Annotated in this window: 14 protein-coding genes and 3 pseudogenes; 2 read left to right on the top strand and 15 right to left on the bottom strand. The window is 68.8% G+C overall.

Going from position 1 to position 17,727, the window contains the following annotated elements:
• Positions 1-209: hypothetical protein (locus ACIBJF_RS45800; RefSeq protein ID WP_399183431.1), on the top strand; the 209-nt coding region annotated here is incomplete at its 5' end.
• Positions 210-1,280: 1,071 nt separating this feature from the next.
• Here ACIBJF_RS45800 and ACIBJF_RS45795 read toward each other — a convergent pair.
• The 3 genes and pseudogenes from ACIBJF_RS45795 to ACIBJF_RS45785 form a co-directional block, all read right to left on the bottom strand.
• A complete protein-coding gene (locus tag ACIBJF_RS45795; RefSeq protein WP_399183429.1) occupies positions 1,281-1,841 on the bottom strand; it encodes a TetR/AcrR family transcriptional regulator in 561 nt (186 codons plus the stop codon).
• A gap of 48 nt (positions 1,842-1,889) precedes the next feature.
• Positions 1,890-2,623 (bottom strand): annotated as a pseudogene (locus ACIBJF_RS45790) (IS701 family transposase).
• A gap of 190 nt (positions 2,624-2,813) precedes the next feature.
• Positions 2,814-2,900: pseudogene (locus ACIBJF_RS45785) on the bottom strand (IS5/IS1182 family transposase); the annotation flags it as partial.
• A gap of 246 nt (positions 2,901-3,146) precedes the next feature.
• Here ACIBJF_RS45785 and ACIBJF_RS45780 point away from each other — a divergent pair.
• Positions 3,147-4,616 (top strand): serine/threonine-protein kinase, encoded by a 1,470-nt coding sequence (locus tag ACIBJF_RS45780; RefSeq protein WP_399183433.1) that lies wholly within the window; start codon positions 3,147-3,149, stop codon positions 4,614-4,616.
• Between the two features lie 421 nt (positions 4,617-5,037).
• On the opposite strand, the gene ACIBJF_RS45775 is transcribed toward ACIBJF_RS45780, so the two are convergent.
• From ACIBJF_RS45775 to ACIBJF_RS45720, 12 genes and pseudogenes are all read right to left on the bottom strand, one after another.
• Positions 5,038-5,847, bottom strand: a complete 810-nt coding sequence (locus ACIBJF_RS45775; protein ID WP_399183427.1) for a transposase family protein — start codon at positions 5,845-5,847, stop codon at positions 5,038-5,040.
• Positions 5,848-5,960: 113 nt separating this feature from the next.
• Positions 5,961-6,773 carry a class I SAM-dependent methyltransferase gene (locus ACIBJF_RS45770; RefSeq protein ID WP_399183425.1) on the bottom strand — a complete coding sequence of 271 codons (813 nt, stop codon included), beginning with the start codon at positions 6,771-6,773 and terminating at the stop codon, positions 5,961-5,963.
• Between the two features lie 321 nt (positions 6,774-7,094).
• Positions 7,095-7,241 carry a GntR family transcriptional regulator gene (locus tag ACIBJF_RS45765; RefSeq protein WP_399183423.1) on the bottom strand — a complete coding sequence of 49 codons (147 nt, stop codon included), beginning with the start codon at positions 7,239-7,241 and terminating at the stop codon, positions 7,095-7,097.
• Positions 7,242-8,029: 788 nt separating this feature from the next.
• Positions 8,030-9,406 carry an IS1380 family transposase gene (locus ACIBJF_RS45760; RefSeq protein ID WP_399183422.1) on the bottom strand — a complete coding sequence of 459 codons (1,377 nt, stop codon included), beginning with the start codon at positions 9,404-9,406 and terminating at the stop codon, positions 8,030-8,032.
• Positions 9,407-9,920: 514 nt separating this feature from the next.
• Positions 9,921-10,226 (bottom strand): DUF3759 domain-containing protein, encoded by a 306-nt coding sequence (locus ACIBJF_RS45755; RefSeq protein WP_399183420.1) that lies wholly within the window; start codon positions 10,224-10,226, stop codon positions 9,921-9,923.
• A 2,089-nt stretch (positions 10,227-12,315) separates the two neighbouring features.
• A pseudogene (locus ACIBJF_RS45750) lies at positions 12,316-12,640 on the bottom strand (IS5/IS1182 family transposase); the annotation flags it as partial.
• An 86-nt stretch (positions 12,641-12,726) separates the two neighbouring features.
• On the bottom strand, positions 12,727-13,863 hold the full coding sequence (locus ACIBJF_RS45745; protein WP_399183418.1) for an LLM class flavin-dependent oxidoreductase: 1,137 nt from the start codon (positions 13,861-13,863) through the stop codon (positions 12,727-12,729).
• Complete coding sequence (locus ACIBJF_RS45740) at positions 13,860-15,065, bottom strand: flavin-containing monooxygenase (RefSeq protein ID WP_399183417.1); 1,206 nt, start codon at positions 15,063-15,065, stop codon at positions 13,860-13,862. The genes ACIBJF_RS45745 and ACIBJF_RS45740 overlap by 4 nt, the downstream gene beginning before the upstream one ends.
• On the bottom strand, positions 15,055-15,783 hold the full coding sequence (locus ACIBJF_RS45735; RefSeq protein ID WP_399183415.1) for a CE1759 family FMN reductase: 729 nt from the start codon (positions 15,781-15,783) through the stop codon (positions 15,055-15,057). The genes ACIBJF_RS45740 and ACIBJF_RS45735 overlap by 11 nt, the downstream gene beginning before the upstream one ends.
• Positions 15,780-16,247: a MarR family winged helix-turn-helix transcriptional regulator gene (locus ACIBJF_RS45730; RefSeq protein ID WP_388555663.1), complete on the bottom strand. Its 468-nt coding sequence runs from the start codon at positions 16,245-16,247 to the stop codon at positions 15,780-15,782. Before ACIBJF_RS45730 ends, ACIBJF_RS45735 begins: the two co-directional genes overlap by 4 nt.
• On the bottom strand, positions 16,247-17,434 hold the full coding sequence (locus ACIBJF_RS45725; RefSeq protein ID WP_399183413.1) for a CE1758 family FMN-dependent luciferase-like monooxygenase: 1,188 nt from the start codon (positions 17,432-17,434) through the stop codon (positions 16,247-16,249). Before ACIBJF_RS45725 ends, ACIBJF_RS45730 begins: the two co-directional genes overlap by 1 nt.
• A gap of 96 nt (positions 17,435-17,530) precedes the next feature.
• The coding region (locus tag ACIBJF_RS45720) for a hypothetical protein (protein WP_399183411.1) at positions 17,531-17,727 on the bottom strand (197 nt) is incomplete at its 5' end.

Here is a 17,727-nt window from a genome sequence, read left to right as displayed (position 1 = left end):
AATCCGCCCCCACCAACACCCGGACAGAGAACACGATGAAGCAGCCGATCCGCACCCTCAAAACCCTTCCCCGCCGCCGCCCAGTGACGGACCTCCGTGCCGGCCAGCACCGCGGACAGCCCGCCACCGAACGCCCCTCCGCCCTGGCCGCCCCCGGAAACGGCCGCCACCGCCGCACCGAGACCCCCGCTCTCCCCGCGACCGCCTGAGGCGCCCCCGGGCGAGCCCACCCCGCGAGGCCGACACCCCGACCAGGCCCCGCGCCGCGCACGCACAATTGCCGCCCAACACAGACGCCTCCCCACGCGCCACGGCTGTGGCCAACCGGGTGAACAACACCGTCAACCCCCGCCTGCGCACCGAGTGATACCGGCCCACCGCCCGACCGGCCCACGCCCCGCCACGGCCCGACGCCCGGCGAAGAACACGCGCCCGCACCTTCCCTCTCCCCAGCGAAAGCGGACCCGGACAGCCCCCCCACCCCGCCCACTCCACCGCCACCCACACCGCGGCACCGTTCGAAGAGCACGAGGCGACACGCCGGCGACCCGGCCGATCAGCAGCAGCACGGGGACGTGCCGGAAGAAGCCCGCGCAGCCGGCGGCGTCACCGAGCGAGGAGTCGACGCGGTCCGACAGCCCGCCCGCGAGCGGCCGCACGATCACACCGAGCACGACCAGCGCCAGGGACTCGCCGAAGTGGAATCCACTCGCCAGACGGCCCGGCATGCAGGACAGCAGCCCGCAGCCCGAGACGTCGAAGATCCGGACCAGGCCCCTGCACAGCGGCAGCACCCTCCACCGCCCCCTGACCACGCCGCCTATCGGCACCCTTCGGCCACTCGCGCTCCCGATCAGCGGCCTTCACAGGCTCCCGGCGGCAAAACCGGGTCCCCTCGGGCTTCGACCACGGGCAGAGGCCGATGACGCGCATCGGGCCCGCGATCAGAAAACGGCAGGCGCCAGCCCCCCGACAACAGGTCCTCGCACGCCGGACGCAACTCGCCCGCCCGGGTGGTCATGACCCTCGCGCCACTGCGCCCGCTCCCGCCAGTGCCCGAGTGTCCGTCCCAGCCAACCCATGCAGGCCGCAGCCTCGACCCCGATCCGTTCCCGCAGCAGCCGCTCGGTGCCTCGCGGACCAACTCAAACCCATCGGCCGAACGCAGCGACCCACGCACGTCATGCCGGCACAGGGCCACCCCGCACCCCGACGATCAGTCATCGAGGCGCGCCCCCAGCGCCCGCAGGGCAAAGTCAGCGACCCGGACCGCAACCAGCTCAGACCGACCAGCCAAGGCCGAGCAGATCGACGATCGCCCACTCGTCGAACAGGGCGACCCATACAAGGACGGCATAGTCGAGGTCCATGCCTGGACAAACCCCATCCTCGACCAACTCGGACACGACCGGGACCAGAACGTCGCAGAGCGCCGACGCGACCGGCTCCCCCGCGTGCACCTGAGTGAGAAACCCGATCCGGCTCCGAATGCGGATGACCACGCGCCCCCACCCCGCCGCGAGCCTCGCCCAGCGACGGCAGACCTCCTCGAAACGGCCCCTGCCGCGAACTGCCGCCGAAACGGCAGAGAAGCCGACCACGAGCTCGTCGGCGAGCCGCTGCCGGAACTCGCGGAACACCTCGTGCACGTTGTTGAAGTGCCGGTAGAGCGTCGCTGTCGACATCCCGGCCACTCGCGCGAGGCCGGGCAGGCTGAATGTCGGCCCCTGCTCTGCCAGGAGCGTGGCAGCGGCGGCGATCAGCCTGTCCCGCGTCCACGCGGCGTCCCGGCGCAGACGGGGGGTTCCGAGTCCGCCCTGTGCCGGCATGATGGCCGCCATTGCGGCATAGACGAGAAGATCTTCTCTTGTTAACTCGGGAAGAAGTTCTCACCTTCCCAAGTGTCGGATCGCGCGGTCGGGCGCAGGCGCAGACGCGCTCGCCGTGAGAGCCGGGGCCACCGGAAAGGCGTTTCCAGGCCTGCCGGGCAAGGCGGCGACCAGCTCGTCCACCCGGACCTCGCGCCAGCCGGTCGTGATCACGGTGTCGTTGACCCTGGTGGCCAGCACATAGCCGACCCCGCGCTGTTCCAGCCACACACGCAGGTGCTTGACCTGCCCGTACGCCTCGTCCGCGGTCACCCATGCGAACGGCACCCCGGCGTCGATCGCACGCTGCAGCATCCACCGGAAGTGCTCGTTCTTCGTCGCGAACGGCACCTCGTCGGGGATGCCGGCCGCCCGACACCGCTCACGGTCGTCGGTCCACGAGGCCGGCAGGTACAGCTCCCGGTCGATCAGCGCCCGGCCCTTCGCCGACGCGTACGCCAGGAACGTGCCGACCTGGGAGTTCTCTCCGTCCTGCCTGCCGTCCCGGTGTACTGCCGCTGGACGCCCGCCGACCGCGTGCCCTTCTTCAGGAAGCCGGTGTCGTCGCCGATCAGGATCCCGTCCTTGGCGCCGATGGTCTCCACGACGAAGTCCCGCACATCGTCACGGACACCGTCCGCGTCCCAGTCCGCCTCACCCAAAAGGCGCTGCATCCCGATGGGATGCCCCTCACCCGCACGCTCTGCCAGCGTCCACCCGTTTTTCCGCTCCAGCGGCGCGATCAACCCCGCCATATACGTCAGGGCACGCGCCCGAGGCTCGGACCTGGCAAAACGCTCAGCGAACCGTTCATGCAGCCCGGACAGCATCCCCTGCCAGGCCTCGATCTGCCCCACCCCGAGATCCACAGACACGGCAGAACACAACCACAGTCACCGGCAGAGCTCACAACTGCCCTACCAGTAACTGTGATTGCAGTACTAGCTCGTAGCGGCGGTGCAGGCAGCGACATCCGCCAAGCCCGGCCACCGTGCGCTCGACGGTCCAGCGGTGGCGGCCCAGCCATTTCGAGCCTCCGGTTTCAGCCCCGCAGGCTGTACTTCCTCCACAGCCTCGGCTGACACGGTCACGTCTGTCATCAGGTGTTACTTCCTGCTCGAAGATCCACCGTTGACCGTACGGATCCTTCGCCCGCCTCGGCGTGAAGGGAGAACCTCTGGAATTCCCCCTCAAAGAGGGATGGTTGGGTGTGTAATCGTCGCCGGATAGCCCTGTGGGTGGGCTCTTCGGCTTGGAGGAGCGTTGGAAGAGCTGAGGGTGGAGGACCCGCGACGGGTAGGGCGGTACCGGATCCTCGCGCGCCTGGGAGCCGGTGGGATGGGCCGGGTGTACTTGGGGCGCTCCGCGAGCGGACGCGCCGTGGCCGTAAAGGTGCTGCGGGCGGAGCTGGCGGAGGACACCGGGTTTCGGCGGCGGTTCGCCAGGGAGGTCGAGGCGGCCCGGCGGGTGACCGGGTTCTTCACTGCGGCGGTGGTGGATGCCGATCTCGAGGGATCCCCGGCCTGGTTGGCCACCGCGTATGTGCCGGGGATGTCGCTGGAGGCGGCGGTGCACACCCACGGGGCGTGGTCGCAGAGGTCGGTGCTGGCCCTGGGAGCGGGGTTGGCCGAGGCGCTGGAGGCCATCCACGGGGCCGGGCTCGTGCACCGGGACCTGAAGCCGTCGAACGTGCTGCTGTCCGCTGATGGCCCACGGCTGATCGACTTCGGAATCTCAGCCGTAGCCGGGGCGAGTGTCCTGACCGAGACCGGGAAGATGGTCGGGACTCCCGGGTTCATGTCGCCCGAGCAGGTGACCGGGAAAGCGTTTGGCCCGGCCAGTGACGTGTTTTCCTTGGGCGCGGTACTGGCTTTCGCGGCCACCGGAGTCGGCCCCTTCGGGACCGGCTCTGCGCTAGTGGTGAACTTCCGTGCCGTGTACCAAGAACCTGACCTCGGCGGGTTGCCGCCCGGCCTGGACGTGATCGGCCAGTGCCTGGCCAAGGACCCCGGCCAGCGGCCCACCGTTCCCGACCTTGTGGCAGCACTCGCCCGAGCGCTCGGCGAGAGTGATGGGCACACCACTGCCACCGAGGTCCTCGCCGAGGCCGACTGGCTCCCCGATGCGGTAGCGCAGAGCCTCCTCACCCATGCCCCGCCCCCTCAGCTCCAGCGCCAGGACCAGGGGCATGACGATGGCGAGACCGCCGGCGACGGGGCCGCTGAGCCATCTGCTACCTCTGCCGGTGCCTTGCCCTCACCGTCCGCAACCCCGACGGTGCCACCCGAGCCGCGCCACCCCAACCGCAAGAAAGTCCTTGCGGTGACGGCGGCCATGCTGACTGCGGTCCTGGGCGTGGTGGCCCTCACGGTGGCGCAGACCATGCCCTGGCGCGAGAAGCCCTCCGGCCAACCCGAGGCCACCTTCCCAGCCACCACTACCACCGGGCCCGACACAAGTACGTTGCCGACCAAACCGGCTCAAGGCCCGGTCTCCGATCTTTCGGGCACCGTCAACACCGCTGACACCCTCAAGATGACCACGGCTACCCCCACCTCCTCGGGGTTCCCCACTACGCCGGCAGGCCTCACCAGCGGTGGAACCACCAGCAGCGAGTCGACTGAGGGGAAAAAGGTTCCTTCGTCCACGGATCCCTCTCCCACCTCCAGCCCCAGCCCCAGCCCCACCACAACTGACGGCGGCGGCACCATCGGCATTGGCTTGCTCGGCGGTTTGCTCGGCGGCTGAGCAGCGCCATAAAGCGCGGCAGGCCACACCTTCGCCAATCGTCAACGTCCGCCAATGGCTCTGGGGCCGTTCGAAACCAATCGGCCGGCACCGATAGCGGCGTCCGAGGGCGGCGCGCTGGAGGCGTTCCCGGTGTACTTCAACACCTGCGAATGCGGGGATTGGCGGCGCTGTGTAAGACGCGATCACTTGCGCATTCAACGCTGGGGCCGACGTCACGTCGTTTAAACCCGCTAGGGGCACGGCTTCAACCATGCCCCACCTTATTCGCTCTCGGCTTGCTCAGGTGGGGAAGCGATGAACGTTCCTTTCGCGAGCAGCGTTACTGCGAGCCCGCGTTCCCGCAATTCCTGGACCGCTCTCCGTGCCGTGCCAATGGCTACGCCGTATTGCTCGGCCAATGACGTTTTCTCAGCGGTGATCATTTCCAGACGCCGTTGAGGACGAGGGCGGCTCGGGCGATGTCGCCGATCCGGCTGGGGCTGAGGGTGACGTGCTGCAGGGTTCGCCACCGTTGTTTGAGCTCGGCTGCGGCGCGTTCACCGAGGGCGCGGACGCCTCTGATCAGGTTGTTGGTGGTGCGCGTGTCGGCGTGCAGGGTCTGCTCGGAGCGGCCTTTCGGGCGCCGGACCGGGACGAGGATGCCGATCCCCGCGCCGATGTAGCCCTTGTCGGCGAGGGTGGGCAGGCCGTCGGCGGCTGCCTTGTACAGCGCGGGCAGTGCGTGAATGCGTGCGGCGGTGATGTCGGGGGTGGAGCCGGGTTCGACGTCGGAGACCCACAGCGGGGTCCCGTCCGGGGCGGACAGGAACTGCACGTTGCCGCCGAAGGCCTTGTGTTTCTGGCTGAACCACAGGTCGTTGCCGTTGTCGCGGACCCCGGCAAGGCGGTCGGACTCGATCAGCGTGCCGTCGAGTATCACGTGGGTCATGCCCTTGCGTCGGCAGCGGTCCAGGACCTGGTGCAGGTCCGGGGCCTGGTCGGCGAGGACATCGATGCCTTCGTGGAGGTAGCGGTAGCCGGTGGCCTGGGAGACGCCGGCGTCTCGGGCCAGGCAGTGTACGCAGCCGCGCTCGCGGAACCAGCGCAGGACCAGCACGGCCTGGCGGAACGGGCCGAGCGCGCGGCTGCCGCGCGGGGTGCCGATGCGCCGTCGGTGTGCGACCAGCAGACGGGACAGGTACTCCACGACGTGGCGCGGGACGTCGAGCGTGGCAGCATAGGTGACCAAGGTAAGGCCTCTGGCTCAGCAGACGATCTTGTGAGAGAGGCCTGTCCTACCAGGGGCTTCACGTTCGTCCGAGCACGGGGCCCGCATACCCGATCCGCGCTGGACCGAGTGGTTCAAGTCTTCTCGGCGCGGATCGAATAGGTGAGGGGGATGCGCGGAGCACCCTCAGGATGCCGGTAGATCTCGCCGTCGTGGCGCTCAAGCGACTGGCGTTGAAGGTAGAAGGTGTGGTCGTGCTCGCGGAGGAACCGGATCCGTAGCCCAGCTCCGGCGATCGCCGAGACAACCGTCGACAGACTGTGCCGCCACTCGACGGTCTCGTCGTGCTCGGTCATTGCCGCCTCGTCGGCGTAGGTGCCGGGGCCTCCCGAGGCTTCCGGACCTTCATCGAAGTAGTCGTGCGTGACCGTGCTTCCGGTCTCGTCGTCGAGGACGAAGCTGAAGGGATGGAACTCCGCGAGGTACAGACACCCAGCGGGAGCCAGTAGTTCAGCGGCCACCGACGCCCAGCGGCTGATGTCGGGAAGCCAGTTCAGCGCCCCGAAGCTGGCATAGACAATGTCGAAGGTCTCCCCCTCGACCGCCGAGACCGCGTCGTAGACGTCCGCGGTCAGGAAGCGTGCGTCGATGCCGAGTTCGGTAGCGAGTCGTGAAGCCGCTTTGATCGCGGGTGGAGAGAAGTCCAGCCCGGTGACCTGTGCTCCTCGTGCCGCCCACGACAGCGTGTCCCGGCCGAAGTGGCACTGCAGATGGATCAGGCTCTTGCCCCTGACATCCCCCACCTCGGCCGTCTCGAAGTCCTTCAGCGAATCGGGCCGGGCGCGGAATCCCTCCATGTCATAGAAGGCTGCGCCCAGATGAATGGGCACCCGCTCGTTCCAGTACGCTTTGTTCAACTCCCGCCAGCGCCCAGCCAGGTCAGCCATGACTCCGGACGATACACGGAGGCGGACTGGCGCACTACGATGCCGGACTCGCCAACCATTCGGTGGTCACCAACAGCTCGAACGGCTCTCGAAATCCGACTCCGGATGCGCGTACGGGGACAGCTTCGCCAACGCACGGTTGATCCTCCGCGCCCGCTGCGCGGCACGTGCGGGCTCTCGGCGAGCGACTGCCGCCGAGCTCAAGCAGCGATGACCTGTCGGTGCGCCACTGACAATCACCCACCCCCGCACGTCACGCTCGGCTCCAGGCACATCGGTGGCCTCGCCCGCACTGCACGTTCCAACGGAATCTGAAAGTGATCAGCGCTGAGAAAACCTCAATGCCCGTTCACCGGGCAATCGTGCGCCAGGTCGAAGTCTCCCCGCTGCGATTTCCGCCGCGATGTGGTCGGCGACTTGCCGATAGACGTACTCGGCGGCTCCCGGGTTCACGGGCGTGTCTGCCATGTCCCGAAGCTAGGTCGGTAGGCAGCAGTGCTGCAGCTTGGAGTAGCGGCATGTAGCTCCACGGCATGTAGCAGTTTGGTGCAGTAACGGTGGAGAGTGTAGTGACGCTGGGAGTATTGAGGGGGGCGCATGTCTGCCGAGAAGATCGATGAAGCGACCGGGGCCGCGTACGACAAGGGACTTCAGACGGCCGTTCGACTGAAGCGCGCTCTCGAAGCTCACGGGATCACCCTTCCTTCCCTGTCCGGGAAGTGGCCCGTGAACGGAACCCCCATGGTCGAGCTGGGGGATGCCGGGCCGACGTGGCCGAGGCCCTGGCCGCCGTCCTCGAAGGGAAGGCCGCGGAGTGACCCCTAGGCGCGTCTTCCGATTCGTCGAGTACCTGACTCGCCAAGACCCGACCGGCGAACTGTCTTGGGCCGTCCAGTGCGTATCCGGCGACGAGAGCGACTGTGGAGCGTCCTCGGGACCGATGACCGAGGAGACCCCCGCCATCCGATGGATGAGCAACCACACTGCCTCGACCGGACACAACCGCTACCGACGAACCTTCACCGACTACGCCCTTACCGAGCCGAAGAGCTAGAAGGCCCGTAGAGACGAGGAATGGTCCTCTAACCTCGATCTTGCGTGAGGGTCCGTCAGCTTGCTGACGGGCCCTTTCGGCTCATTCGGGGGCGGTCATTTTTGCAGGTGGGCAGGCTGGTGGCCCGGCTGTCGCGTCGGGTGGGCGCCGGGTTCCACGGCTCCGGCCGGGTGGGGCTGCTCGTAGGGACGGGAAGTTGCTGTCAGTCGGGGGTCGGCAGGGCCGCGAGCCGTTGCAGAGCGTCGGTGATCAGGCCGGTCCAGGGCCAGTGCTTGGCGAAGCGGAGGATGCGGCGTCGTCCGGTCGTGACGAGCTGCGCGGCGGCGGAGAAAAGGCGAAGTCGCAGGCGGCGGGGCTCCCACAGGCGGGCTTGGCCGGCGAGGGCGAGCAGGGGCATCCAGGCCAGCAGGCCGAGGGCGATCTGGACGATCTCCAGCCAGACCTGGTTCTGTGCGGCGTCCTGCAGGGGAAGGTTGCGCAGACCGGTGGCGCGGGCGGCGCGGATACGGTCCTCGGCGCGGGCCCGCTGGCGGTGCCGCAGCTCCAGCTCGGCGATCGAGGTGTGCTGGGTGTTGGTGGCGAAGCAGGTCAGGCGCATGCCGTCGGCGTCGGTGAAGCGCAACTGGGCGCCGGGGTGCGGCCGTTCCTTCCGCACGATCAGCCGCATCCCCTCGGGCCAGCCCTTGAGGCAGTCGCCGCCGAGCTCAGCCACCCAGGCGCCGTCACGGATCTCGCCGTCGGGCTCGACAGCCGGTGTCCAGGCCGAGGCCGGGACCTTCAGGACGGCGGCGTGGATGGCATCGGTGATGGTCATGCCGACCGAGTACGACAGCCACCGACCGCGGGCGGACAGCCAGTCGACGAACTCGTGGGTGCCCCCGCCTGAGTCGGTGCGGATCAGCGTCCGCCGTCCGCGCCGGTACTTCTTCGGCAGCTGCGCCAGCGCGAGCCGGGCGGCTTCGATGTGGTCGGCAGCAGTGTTGCTGCCCGCGTTCCCGGGCCGCAGCAGCCCGGCCACCGGCTCCCCGGACCCGCCCCGGCCGTGGTCGACGAACCCCATCAGCGGATGGTGCCCGTAGGTCTTCTTCCAGGTCGCGGCCGCATCCTGCTTCTCGGAATGCGCTATTACCAGCACCCCGTCCAGGTCCACGACCACCTGCCCGGCCGCGTCCGGCGCCGCGTCACCGGCCAACGTCCATACATGTTCACGCACGTGAGCGCGGGCCTGCCGCAGTGCGGTCAACGCACGCTTCCCGCCCGCTGCCAGCGCGCCGACCAGCCGGGACACCGTCGGATCGGAGGCCACCGGCCCGAACACCGCCGGCTCGGCCCGCAGCATGCCCACATCCGCCAGGCAGTCTCCGCCCAGCGCTACCGCGAGCGCCACATCCAGCAGGATCTTGCCCGGATCATGCACCGCCCGCGGCTTGCGCCACGGCGCCAACGCCGCCGATATCGCCTGATCCAGGCCGGCCTTGCGAACCGTCTCCACCAGCAGCACTCCACCGGCCTGGGAGACCGCCCCGCGACCACCGCCCTCGGTACGGACACGCGGGTAGAACCCGATACGCTTCTTCACCTGGAGAGTGCTTCTTTCACGCGACGACCTGGACCCTAGACAAGTCCCATCGTTGCAGGTCAGGAGCACTCTTCGCGTTTCTGATCACCCACCGGACGCCCCGCCGCGTGAAAGCGCGAGGCTAGTGGAGGTGTGTTGTCCGCACGGCATCACGCGTCATTGGGCCACGGCACGTTCCGCGCTCCGGTTCGCGGTCTTCTTGGTTGGCAGATGATTTACCGTCAGCGGTCTGCTCCTCTGCCGTGTGCGGGGCCTGCTGTTTCAGCGCTGCTGCCTGCGACGTCGGGTCCGTTCATCGCGCGGTGCGGTGACGGCCAAGGACACGCAGCCGGCAGCACTGCTTGGCTGGTCAGGCACGGCTGACCCTCACTCCCGTGGTCCTGCGCGAGGCGTGAGAGGGCCGGGCCCCCTGGTCGGCGTTGCCCCCTTCGGCCGAGATAGGGCCGAAGGGGGCGAAGGGGGCGGGAGCCGTGCGCGTGGCCGCGGGCACCCAACGGCGCGCTGGCCGCCGCGGTCAGGCGGTGGCGAACTCGGGGGCGATACGCGCCGCTGCGGCCGCCGCGTGACGTTTGACCTGTTCCTCGTCCAGGTGGTCCAGGCCGAGGTCGATCAGGAGCCGGTCGGCCTGCTGGCGGGCCAGCGCCTCCAGGGTGTGGGGCAGGCTCTGGGTGTCGGTCGGCTGTCCGGACTCCTTCAGCTTCCGGGTGGCCTCCCAGGCGGCCGCGTGGCCGGCCTGCTCCTCGGTGACGAGACGGTCCAGGCTGCTGCTGCCGTAGATGACGGTGTGCGCGTCCTTGTACTGCGCGATGCTCTGGGACAAGATTTCTCCTTGCGTAAGGTCGGCCGGGCTCTTGCATGCCGGTCGGATACCGTCCCAGACAAACCCGATCCGGCCGGCCCGCGCCCGCCAGCGACCGCCGAACGGGTGGCCTGCGGGGGCGGCACGCGGCTGAGTCGGCTCCGCCGCCACCTGGCATTTCTCGAACCCGATCTTGACAGTCGTGCCGAGCGATGTCCTTGCCCCTGGCGGTTGGTGTGGCCGGCCCCGGTGAACGGGCAGGAACAGGGTGAAGCCATCCAGCAGGCCCGCCGTCATGCCTGCGCTCATGGCCGCCGCCCCGCAGCCACGCGCCACCTGTGCCTGAACCGCATCCCTTGGCCTTCGTGCCTCTTGCCAGAGCTCGAGCGTCAGTCCGATGAGCGGGACGGCCGATGAGGGTGAACAAGCTTTGCTTGCTCTGGGACCGCCCGTTCCGGTCGGGGTGGTTGTGACGGCGGGAACAGGAGGTCTTCCAGAGCGGTCAGCGCGAAAACAGTGAGGAGCAGGATTTCCGGGACGAGCAGACCTATCACGATCACGACGCCTCCCCGCACAGCAGCGATCACAACTGTTGCTTGGCGGCAACCTGGTCCCGCTCACCGTGCGCCCGAATGGGCTACTCCGCACGTGGAGGTGGGACCCGCGTAGGCCGATCGAGTGATCCCTTGCTCGTACGGATGTACAACAGGGCAGCGGCGGCGATCCTGGCGAGGCAGGGCCCCTTGCGGTCCAGGCACCCCACGGCAGCCGGGTGCCCAGACCTTCCCGGCAGGCGGGGCGACCGGGAGCCCCCGAGCAGTACGCCCACGCGCTCGCTCGGCACGCGGCTCGGCGCGACCCCGCTGCGCCCTCGCCATCCCCGGTGCGGGCGGCCCCGGGGACGTCATGGGCATGAGTCCCCGGCTGCCGGTCAGCCGACGACGGCCTGCTGGGCCTGGGCCTTGGTGTGGGCAAGGCGGTGGGAAGAGCGGCGCCGGGAGCGTTCCCGCACCCAGATGACGGGTGTGTGTCCATGCCGGCCCGGTGCGGGCGGCGGGCGGCGTCATCGAGAACCCGGCCTCGTCTTCGAAGCACAGCCAGGCCACGAGCGCCGCCACGGCGTTTCCACCCGGGCCCAGGGCTCCTTCCCCCATCCGGCGACGGCTTCCTCGCCGCGCTCGATCGCGCGGCGGGCCGGGCCTGGTGGCTGAAGTCGTGCCGGTGCGGCATCTGCGCGATGGGCGACAGCGTCATGCTCTCGCGGAACCGGCGCCCGACCAGCGTCTCGATCCGCGCCAGCGTCCAGGTCTGACCCGGCCGACCATGCGCTACCGGCCCCTTGGCGAGTTCCTGCTCGCGCACCTCAAACAGTGCCCCGCTCAGCATCGGTCTGGATGCCGGCCCCTTCGACTCCAACACCGGCGCTCCGCCGTGACGGCCTGGGGCGCGCACACGTCGCGCACAACCCGGCCGACGAGAACCTGCCGCCCGCCGGCGAGGCTGCCGCCGCGGCGTGGGTCAACCTGCTCTGCGGGGAGAGGGGCTCGTGCTGGTTGTGGTCGGTGACGCTCGGGGGAGCGGCACGTCTGGTCGGCCGATGGGTTCTGAGCCTGAGCCGGGGACGACACCGCCGGGCGGCCTCGGGCGGGTGCCGCCGCCGTCAGCGGCAGTACCCGCCAGGACCGGAAAGGTACACAAGCGGCGACCCTGGATACTGCCTCAGCCCACCCAGCAGCCCACCACGCGCCCGATCAGTCCCCACCATGCCAACCCGTCGGCCCTGTCCGCACTGCATCGGCCGAGCCCCCGCCCCCGGCGGCAAAACCGCCCTCACAGTCAGACGCCGCGCACATCACCGATGTGGATTGCCACCTCGGCCTCCTGCTGTGTCGTCTGCAGCTGCTCGGTGCCGCGGCACCGTCCCTCACCCAGGAGTCGTACACCCACGACCAGGCACTCCGCGAAAGCAAGAGCAGCTCACCCTGGCTGATCCAGAGGTCGAAGCCGATCTTCGCCAACCCATCACGGCCCAGCGCTTACCGTCACCTTCCAAGCGATGCGTCGGCAGACTCACTTGCTTTTTGCAAATCAGAGTGCCCGGCAGTAGGCGTTACTTGAGGCGCTTGGTGGTGGGGTGACCGTCCCATCGGCAGAGCGAGGTGGCTCGGCGGATGAGCATGCGAAGCGCGCCGACAGCGGCGGACAGGTAGAGGTAGAAGTCGACGACCTGGCTGCGTTTCTCGGTGCAGCGTCGCAGTTTGCCGAAGCCGTTGCCGAAGCCGTTCATCCAGGCATGACTGCGCTCGACCACCCATCTCTTGCCGGCCCGGATCGGAGCGGGCACGCCCTTGCGGGCGATCTCACCGGTGAACGAGTTCCGACAACGCGGCCCGTGTCTTATAGCGGTCGTTGCCAGGGTCCAAGTTGACGTCGACCTGACCGGTGCGGGCCCCGAGCCGCCGGAGCAAGCCACAAACCGCACGACGCCGGTGCACTTCGGCCAGCCCACGCTCCCGTGCGATCAGCGCTGCGCCCGCTCGATCTCCGTGGCAGCGTCAGCGACAGTCCGGCCATGGACGGCGGGGCGACCGCCGTAGGGGTCTTCATCGCTCCACAACGTCGTCGGGGCAGCCCTGCGGACCACCGGTATGACCTCACTGGCGAACCGCTCGAGCATGGCGAGCTGCTGCTCATGCGGGATCATCGTCGGGAGGTTGAAGGACTGCAGATCGTGTCCGAACCCCTCGTGGAACCAGAGGATCTTCTCGGCGATCTGCTGCGGCGACCCGACCAGGACCGGGCCACGCTCGATGGCGTCGTCGATGGTCGCGAACGTGTTCTCGTTGCCGGGCGTATGATTCCCCGGCTTGCTGAAGAAAGCCATGATCTGCTCGTACGTCGGCCCGAAGGCCTTTTTCGCCTCCTGGGTCGTGTCAGCCAAGTAGAGGAAGCCGGCCCCTGCGCCGACATAGGCGAATCGGGGGTCGTGCCCGTGCTCGGTGTACTCCGTGCGGTAGTGGTCGATGAGTACGGTGTAGTTGTCACGGGGCTGGATGGCGTTGGCGGAGAAGAGCGGGTCACCCCACTTCGCCGCGAGGCTCGCCGAGGTCAGCGTGGTCGCCGACCCGTGCCACACGCGAGGAGCACCGGCGAAGGGGCGCGGCAGGCTGGTGACCTCGTTCAGCGGTCCGCGAAAGCGGCCCTGCCAGGTGACCTTCTCCTCGCGCCACAGTCGGCGCAGCAGCTCGTACTTCTCTGCCAGCGCCTCCCACTGGTCGCCGTTGTCGATACCGAACATCGGCAGCTGACGCATTTCGTTGCCCTTGCCGATGACAAGCTCGAGCCGGCCGCGGGAGAGCTGGTCGACCGTGGCGTAGTCCTCGGCGACGCGCAGCGGGTCGTGGATCGACAGGACCGAGACGCCCGTCTGAATCCGGACCCGGCTGGTGGTCGCGGCTATCGCACCGAGCAGGACCGTGACGCCGCTGGAGAGGAAGGCACCGGCGTGCCGTTCGCCCAACCCGACCGCGTCAAAGCCGAACTGCTCGGCGTAGCGCGCGGAGGTCAGCGCCTGGGAATACCGCTCGTCGGGGCGGATCTCGCGCCCGGTCAGGGGGTTCTTGAGGTTCGGCAGGATGTCGAGGACTTGGAACTTCATGAGTGGATCTCCGGTTCTTCGCTGGGCGTGCCCGTCGGGTCGGCAAAAGACAGTGCGGTGGCCTTCCACTGCCGCAGCAGGCTGTTGACCGCCTGACGGCCGGCGCGGTTGGAGCCGACGGTGGACTGGGACGGCCCGAAGCCGACCAGGTGCACGCGTGGTTCGGCGGCCACCTGGGTGCCGCGCATCGTGATCCCGCCGAACTCGTTGCGCAGCCCAAGGGGCTCCAAGTGCGCCAGGGCGGCCTTGAAACCCGTGGCCCACACGATGGCGTCGAGGGCCGTGAACGAACCGTCCGCCTCGCGGACGCCGTCGGGTTCGATGGCGGTGAACACGGGACGACGCCGCAGGACCCCGCGCTCCTTCGCCGCCAACGCGTACGGAGTCCAGGCCAGGTCGGTATAGGAGACGACGCTGCCGGTGGGCCTGCCCGCTTCGACGTCGGCGGCGACCTTGGCGACAATCTCACGGCCGACGACCTCGCGCTCGAACTCGCCCTCGCGGAAAACGGGTTCGCGACGCGTGTACCAGAACGTGGTGGCCACCCGTGAGATCTCCTCCAGTTGCTGGAGTGCCGAGATGCCGCCGCCAACGACGGCGACCCGCAGGCCGGCGAACCGGTCGGCCGAGACATAGTCATGGGTGTGCACCTGGATGCCGGTGAAGGTCTCCTGCCCCGGGTAGTGGGGGCGGACGGGGTTGGTCCATGTGCCCGTGGCGTTGATGACCGCCCGGGTGGTCCACGTCCCCGCGCTGGACTCCACCGCCAGTTCTCCGTCGGGGCGGTCGTCCACGGTCCGTACGCGGGTGACGGTCACCGGACGCAGGATCGGAAGGTCAGTCGCCTGCTCGAAGGCGGCGAAATAGCGCGGCACCGCCGCACGACTGGGCTCGTCGGGGTCGACAGGTGGTTGCGGGAAGTCGGGCAGGTCAAAGATGCCGTTCACGGTCCCCATCCGCAGCGACTCCCAGCGGTGCCGCCACGCCCCGCCGGCCGCCGGTTCGGCATCGAGTACCACGAAGGTTGCCTCGGTGTCGGAGGCGTGCGGGCCGGTCAGGGCGCTAGCGAACCCACGCCGCTTGATGTGGTAGCCGGCCGAGAGCCCCGACTGTCCGCCTCCTATGACCACCACTGTCGCGCGTCGGGCCGCTCGCTCGTATCCCGCCTGTCCCCTTTCCGGGGCGGGTGTGTCAACGTACATCGGCCCGGTCACCATCTTGAGGACGTGCGCTTCCGCCGGTGGCGAGGCGCATGAGGTCGGTGGTGAAATCCACATCGTCCAGGGGCCGTTGCGCCCGTGTGGCGTTGCCGCCGAACTGGTGGCCGTAGTTGCCCCAGTTGCTGTCGGCGATCTGCCGGCCGGCTCCGCTGCGCAGCATGACGGAGAGTTCTTGCGCGGCTCGGGCGACGCGCTTGCCAAGGTCGGTCGATGCCCAGTCCTCGGGCGCGGAGTACAGGGAGGTGGGCACCGGGATGGTGCGCAGGAATCCGAACAGCGGCCTCAGCTGGTCGTCGACGACCATGGCGTGTCGGGCGCTTCCGCCTGTCGCGGCGAGGACGACCGGTTTGGCGATGAGCAGATCGTTGTCGATCAGGTCGGCGAACGACTTGAACAGGCCGCTGATCCCCGCCTTGTAGACCGGGGTGGCGGCGATGACCGCGTCGGCCCCGGCGAGCAACTCCATGGCCGCCTGCACCTTCGGGTTGAGCATCCCGGAGACGATGCCCTGTGCGATGTCGACGGCCAGAGGGCCGAGATCGATCGCACGCACGGTTGCTGTCGTGCCCGACGCTTCGAGGATGTCGACCGTCTTCTGGGCGATGCGGTCGGCAAGCAGCCGGGTCGAGGACGGATCGCTGACGCCGGCGTTGACGATGGCGATCGTGAACGAAGTCACGGCGGGGGTGAGGTCGTTCATGCGGTGTCCCTCGTGGGTGCTTTCGTGTGATGGGCGGCGGCGACCAGCGCGCGACCGAGCTCGCGAAGCGTCTCCAGCTGTTCGCGCGTCAGGGCCCGGGTCATCGCGGTGGTGACATGCCGCGCATGTGCGCGGCCCAGGCGCCGTTGGACCTCGCGGCCTTCGGCGGTGAGGACGATGCGGCAGGCGCGGGCGTCGTCGGGATCGGGCCGTCGTTCGACGAGGCCCCGCTTCTCCATGCGGGCGACGAGCCGGGACACCCCTGCCTGGGTGAGCAGGGCGTCGTCGATCAGGTCGGTGATCCGCAGGCCGTCCTTCGCTCCGGCCAGCGCGTAGAGCACGCCGTACTCGCGTGGCGGGAAGCCACCCCAGTCGCCCTCGTACTCGAACTCTCGCGCGAGGGTCGCCTGGGCCCGGAACATCGCCTCCCAGGCCTCGTTTGCCAGTCGGCTGACGCCGGCCATCAGAACGCCGCCGGGAAGCTGGCTTCGACGGCCGGGTCGCTGTCCTGGTACGGCGAGGTGCCAGACAGGTTGTCGCCCCGGTTCGGGTTCGGCCGCGGCTGACGCGGCTCGGCGTCGCCGTACTTCGCCCTGACCAGGGAAGCGTGCGTCGGAGCGTCGGGGACACCGGGCTTGCGGCGGGCGGCCATCTCCTTGCGCAGCACGGGCACCACCTCAGTGCCCAGCAGTTCGACCTGTTCCAACGCCATGTCGAGGGGCAGACCGAGGGCGTCGACCGAGAAAAGCTGGCGTTGGTAGTCCCCGAAGCCCTCCTGGAAGGTGAGGACCTTCTCGATCACCTCCTGCGGGCTGCCGACGGTCAGCGGCGTGCCCGCCATGTAGTCCTCCAGCTTCGAGCCGCGGAAGACCGGGTAGTTCTCGAAATAGGGCCGATAGGTGTTGACCGCGTCCTGGGAGCGCTTGGCGACGAACGCCTGGCCGCCCAGTCCGACGATGGCCTGCTCGGCGGTGCCGTGGCCGTAGTGCTCGTACCGTCGCCGGTAGAGTTCGACGATCGGCTTGAAATGGAAGTTCGGGGCCAGGATGTGGTTGGCGAAGAACCCGTTGCCGTAGTACGCCGCCTGTTCGGCTGTCTCAGGGCTGCGGATCGAGCCGTGCCACACGAACGGCGGGACGTCGTCCAGCGGGCGCGGGGTGGAGGTGAAGCCCTGCAGCGGGGTGCGGAACTTTCCGTCCCAGTCGACCACGTCCTCGCGCCACAGCCGGTGAAGCAGGTTGTAGTTCTCCAGGGCGAGGGGGACACCCTGGCGGATGTCCTTGCCGAACCAGGGATACACGGGCACGGTGTTGCCGCGTCCGAGCATCAGGTCCAGCCGCCCCTTGGCGACGTGCTGCACCATCGCGTAGTCCTCGGCGATCTTGACCGGGTCATTGGTCGTGATCAGGGTCACCGCGGTACTCAGGATGATCCGGTCCGTCAGCGCCGCGATGTGGGCGAGGAGGGCCGGCGGCGAGGACATCACGAACGGTGGATTGTGGTGCTCGCCCAGCGCGAAGACATCGAGGCCCACCTCGTCGGCCCGCCGGGCGATCTTGATCAGGTTGCTGATCCGCTCCGCCTCGCTCTGGGTGTGTCCCGTGGTCGGGTCGGGCGAGATGTCACCGACCCCGAAGATGCCGAACTGCATGTCGTGCTCCCTGCTGGTACATGACTTCGCATGCAAACAAGCAACATGACTGAGCATGTATTCCCCAGGAGTCGACCAGCGGCGCTGTGATCCCCGTCATAGCCCGTACGTCGACTCGGACGCCGACGGCAGCCACCTGGCGGGACGGGCCCGGATCGGCAGCGCAGCGGCGACCAGGGAGAGGGGCGACGGCGAGGCTGAACCTTCCCCTTGATCGTGGACACCTGGAGACTGGGACACGAGGTTCCAGAGGAAGTAGTGCCAGGTGGGAAGTAAGAGCAACCGCAGCAGGC

The sequence above is a fragment of the Streptomyces sp. NPDC050743 genome, from assembly GCF_044456925.1.
In the GTDB taxonomy this organism is placed as follows: domain Bacteria; phylum Actinomycetota; class Actinomycetes; order Streptomycetales; family Streptomycetaceae; genus Streptomyces.
The sequence above is the reverse complement of the archived record's forward strand: the minus strand, read 5'-3'. Positions and strand labels throughout refer to the sequence as shown.

Bases quoted from the DNA above. Each gene is read 5' to 3' on its own strand.
- ACIBJF_RS45795 (WP_399183429.1), bottom strand. From the start codon at position 1,841: ATGGCGGCCATCATGCCGGCACAGGGCGGACTCGGAACCCCCCGTCTG.
- ACIBJF_RS45770 (WP_399183425.1), bottom strand. From the start codon at position 6,773: ATGGCTGACCTGGCTGGGCGCTGGCGGGAGTTGAACAAAGCGTACTGG.
- ACIBJF_RS45765 (WP_399183423.1), bottom strand. From the start codon at position 7,241: ATGGCAGACACGCCCGTGAACCCGGGAGCCGCCGAGTACGTCTATCGG.
- ACIBJF_RS45745 (WP_399183418.1), bottom strand. From the start codon at position 13,863: ATGAAGTTCCAAGTCCTCGACATCCTGCCGAACCTCAAGAACCCCCTG.
- ACIBJF_RS45740 (WP_399183417.1), bottom strand. From the start codon at position 15,065: ATGTACGTTGACACACCCGCCCCGGAAAGGGGACAGGCGGGATACGAG.
- ACIBJF_RS45735 (WP_399183415.1), bottom strand. From the start codon at position 15,783: ATGAACGACCTCACCCCCGCCGTGACTTCGTTCACGATCGCCATCGTC.
- ACIBJF_RS45730 (WP_388555663.1), bottom strand. From the start codon at position 16,247: ATGGCCGGCGTCAGCCGACTGGCAAACGAGGCCTGGGAGGCGATGTTC.
- ACIBJF_RS45725 (WP_399183413.1), bottom strand. From the start codon at position 17,434: ATGCAGTTCGGCATCTTCGGGGTCGGTGACATCTCGCCCGACCCGACC.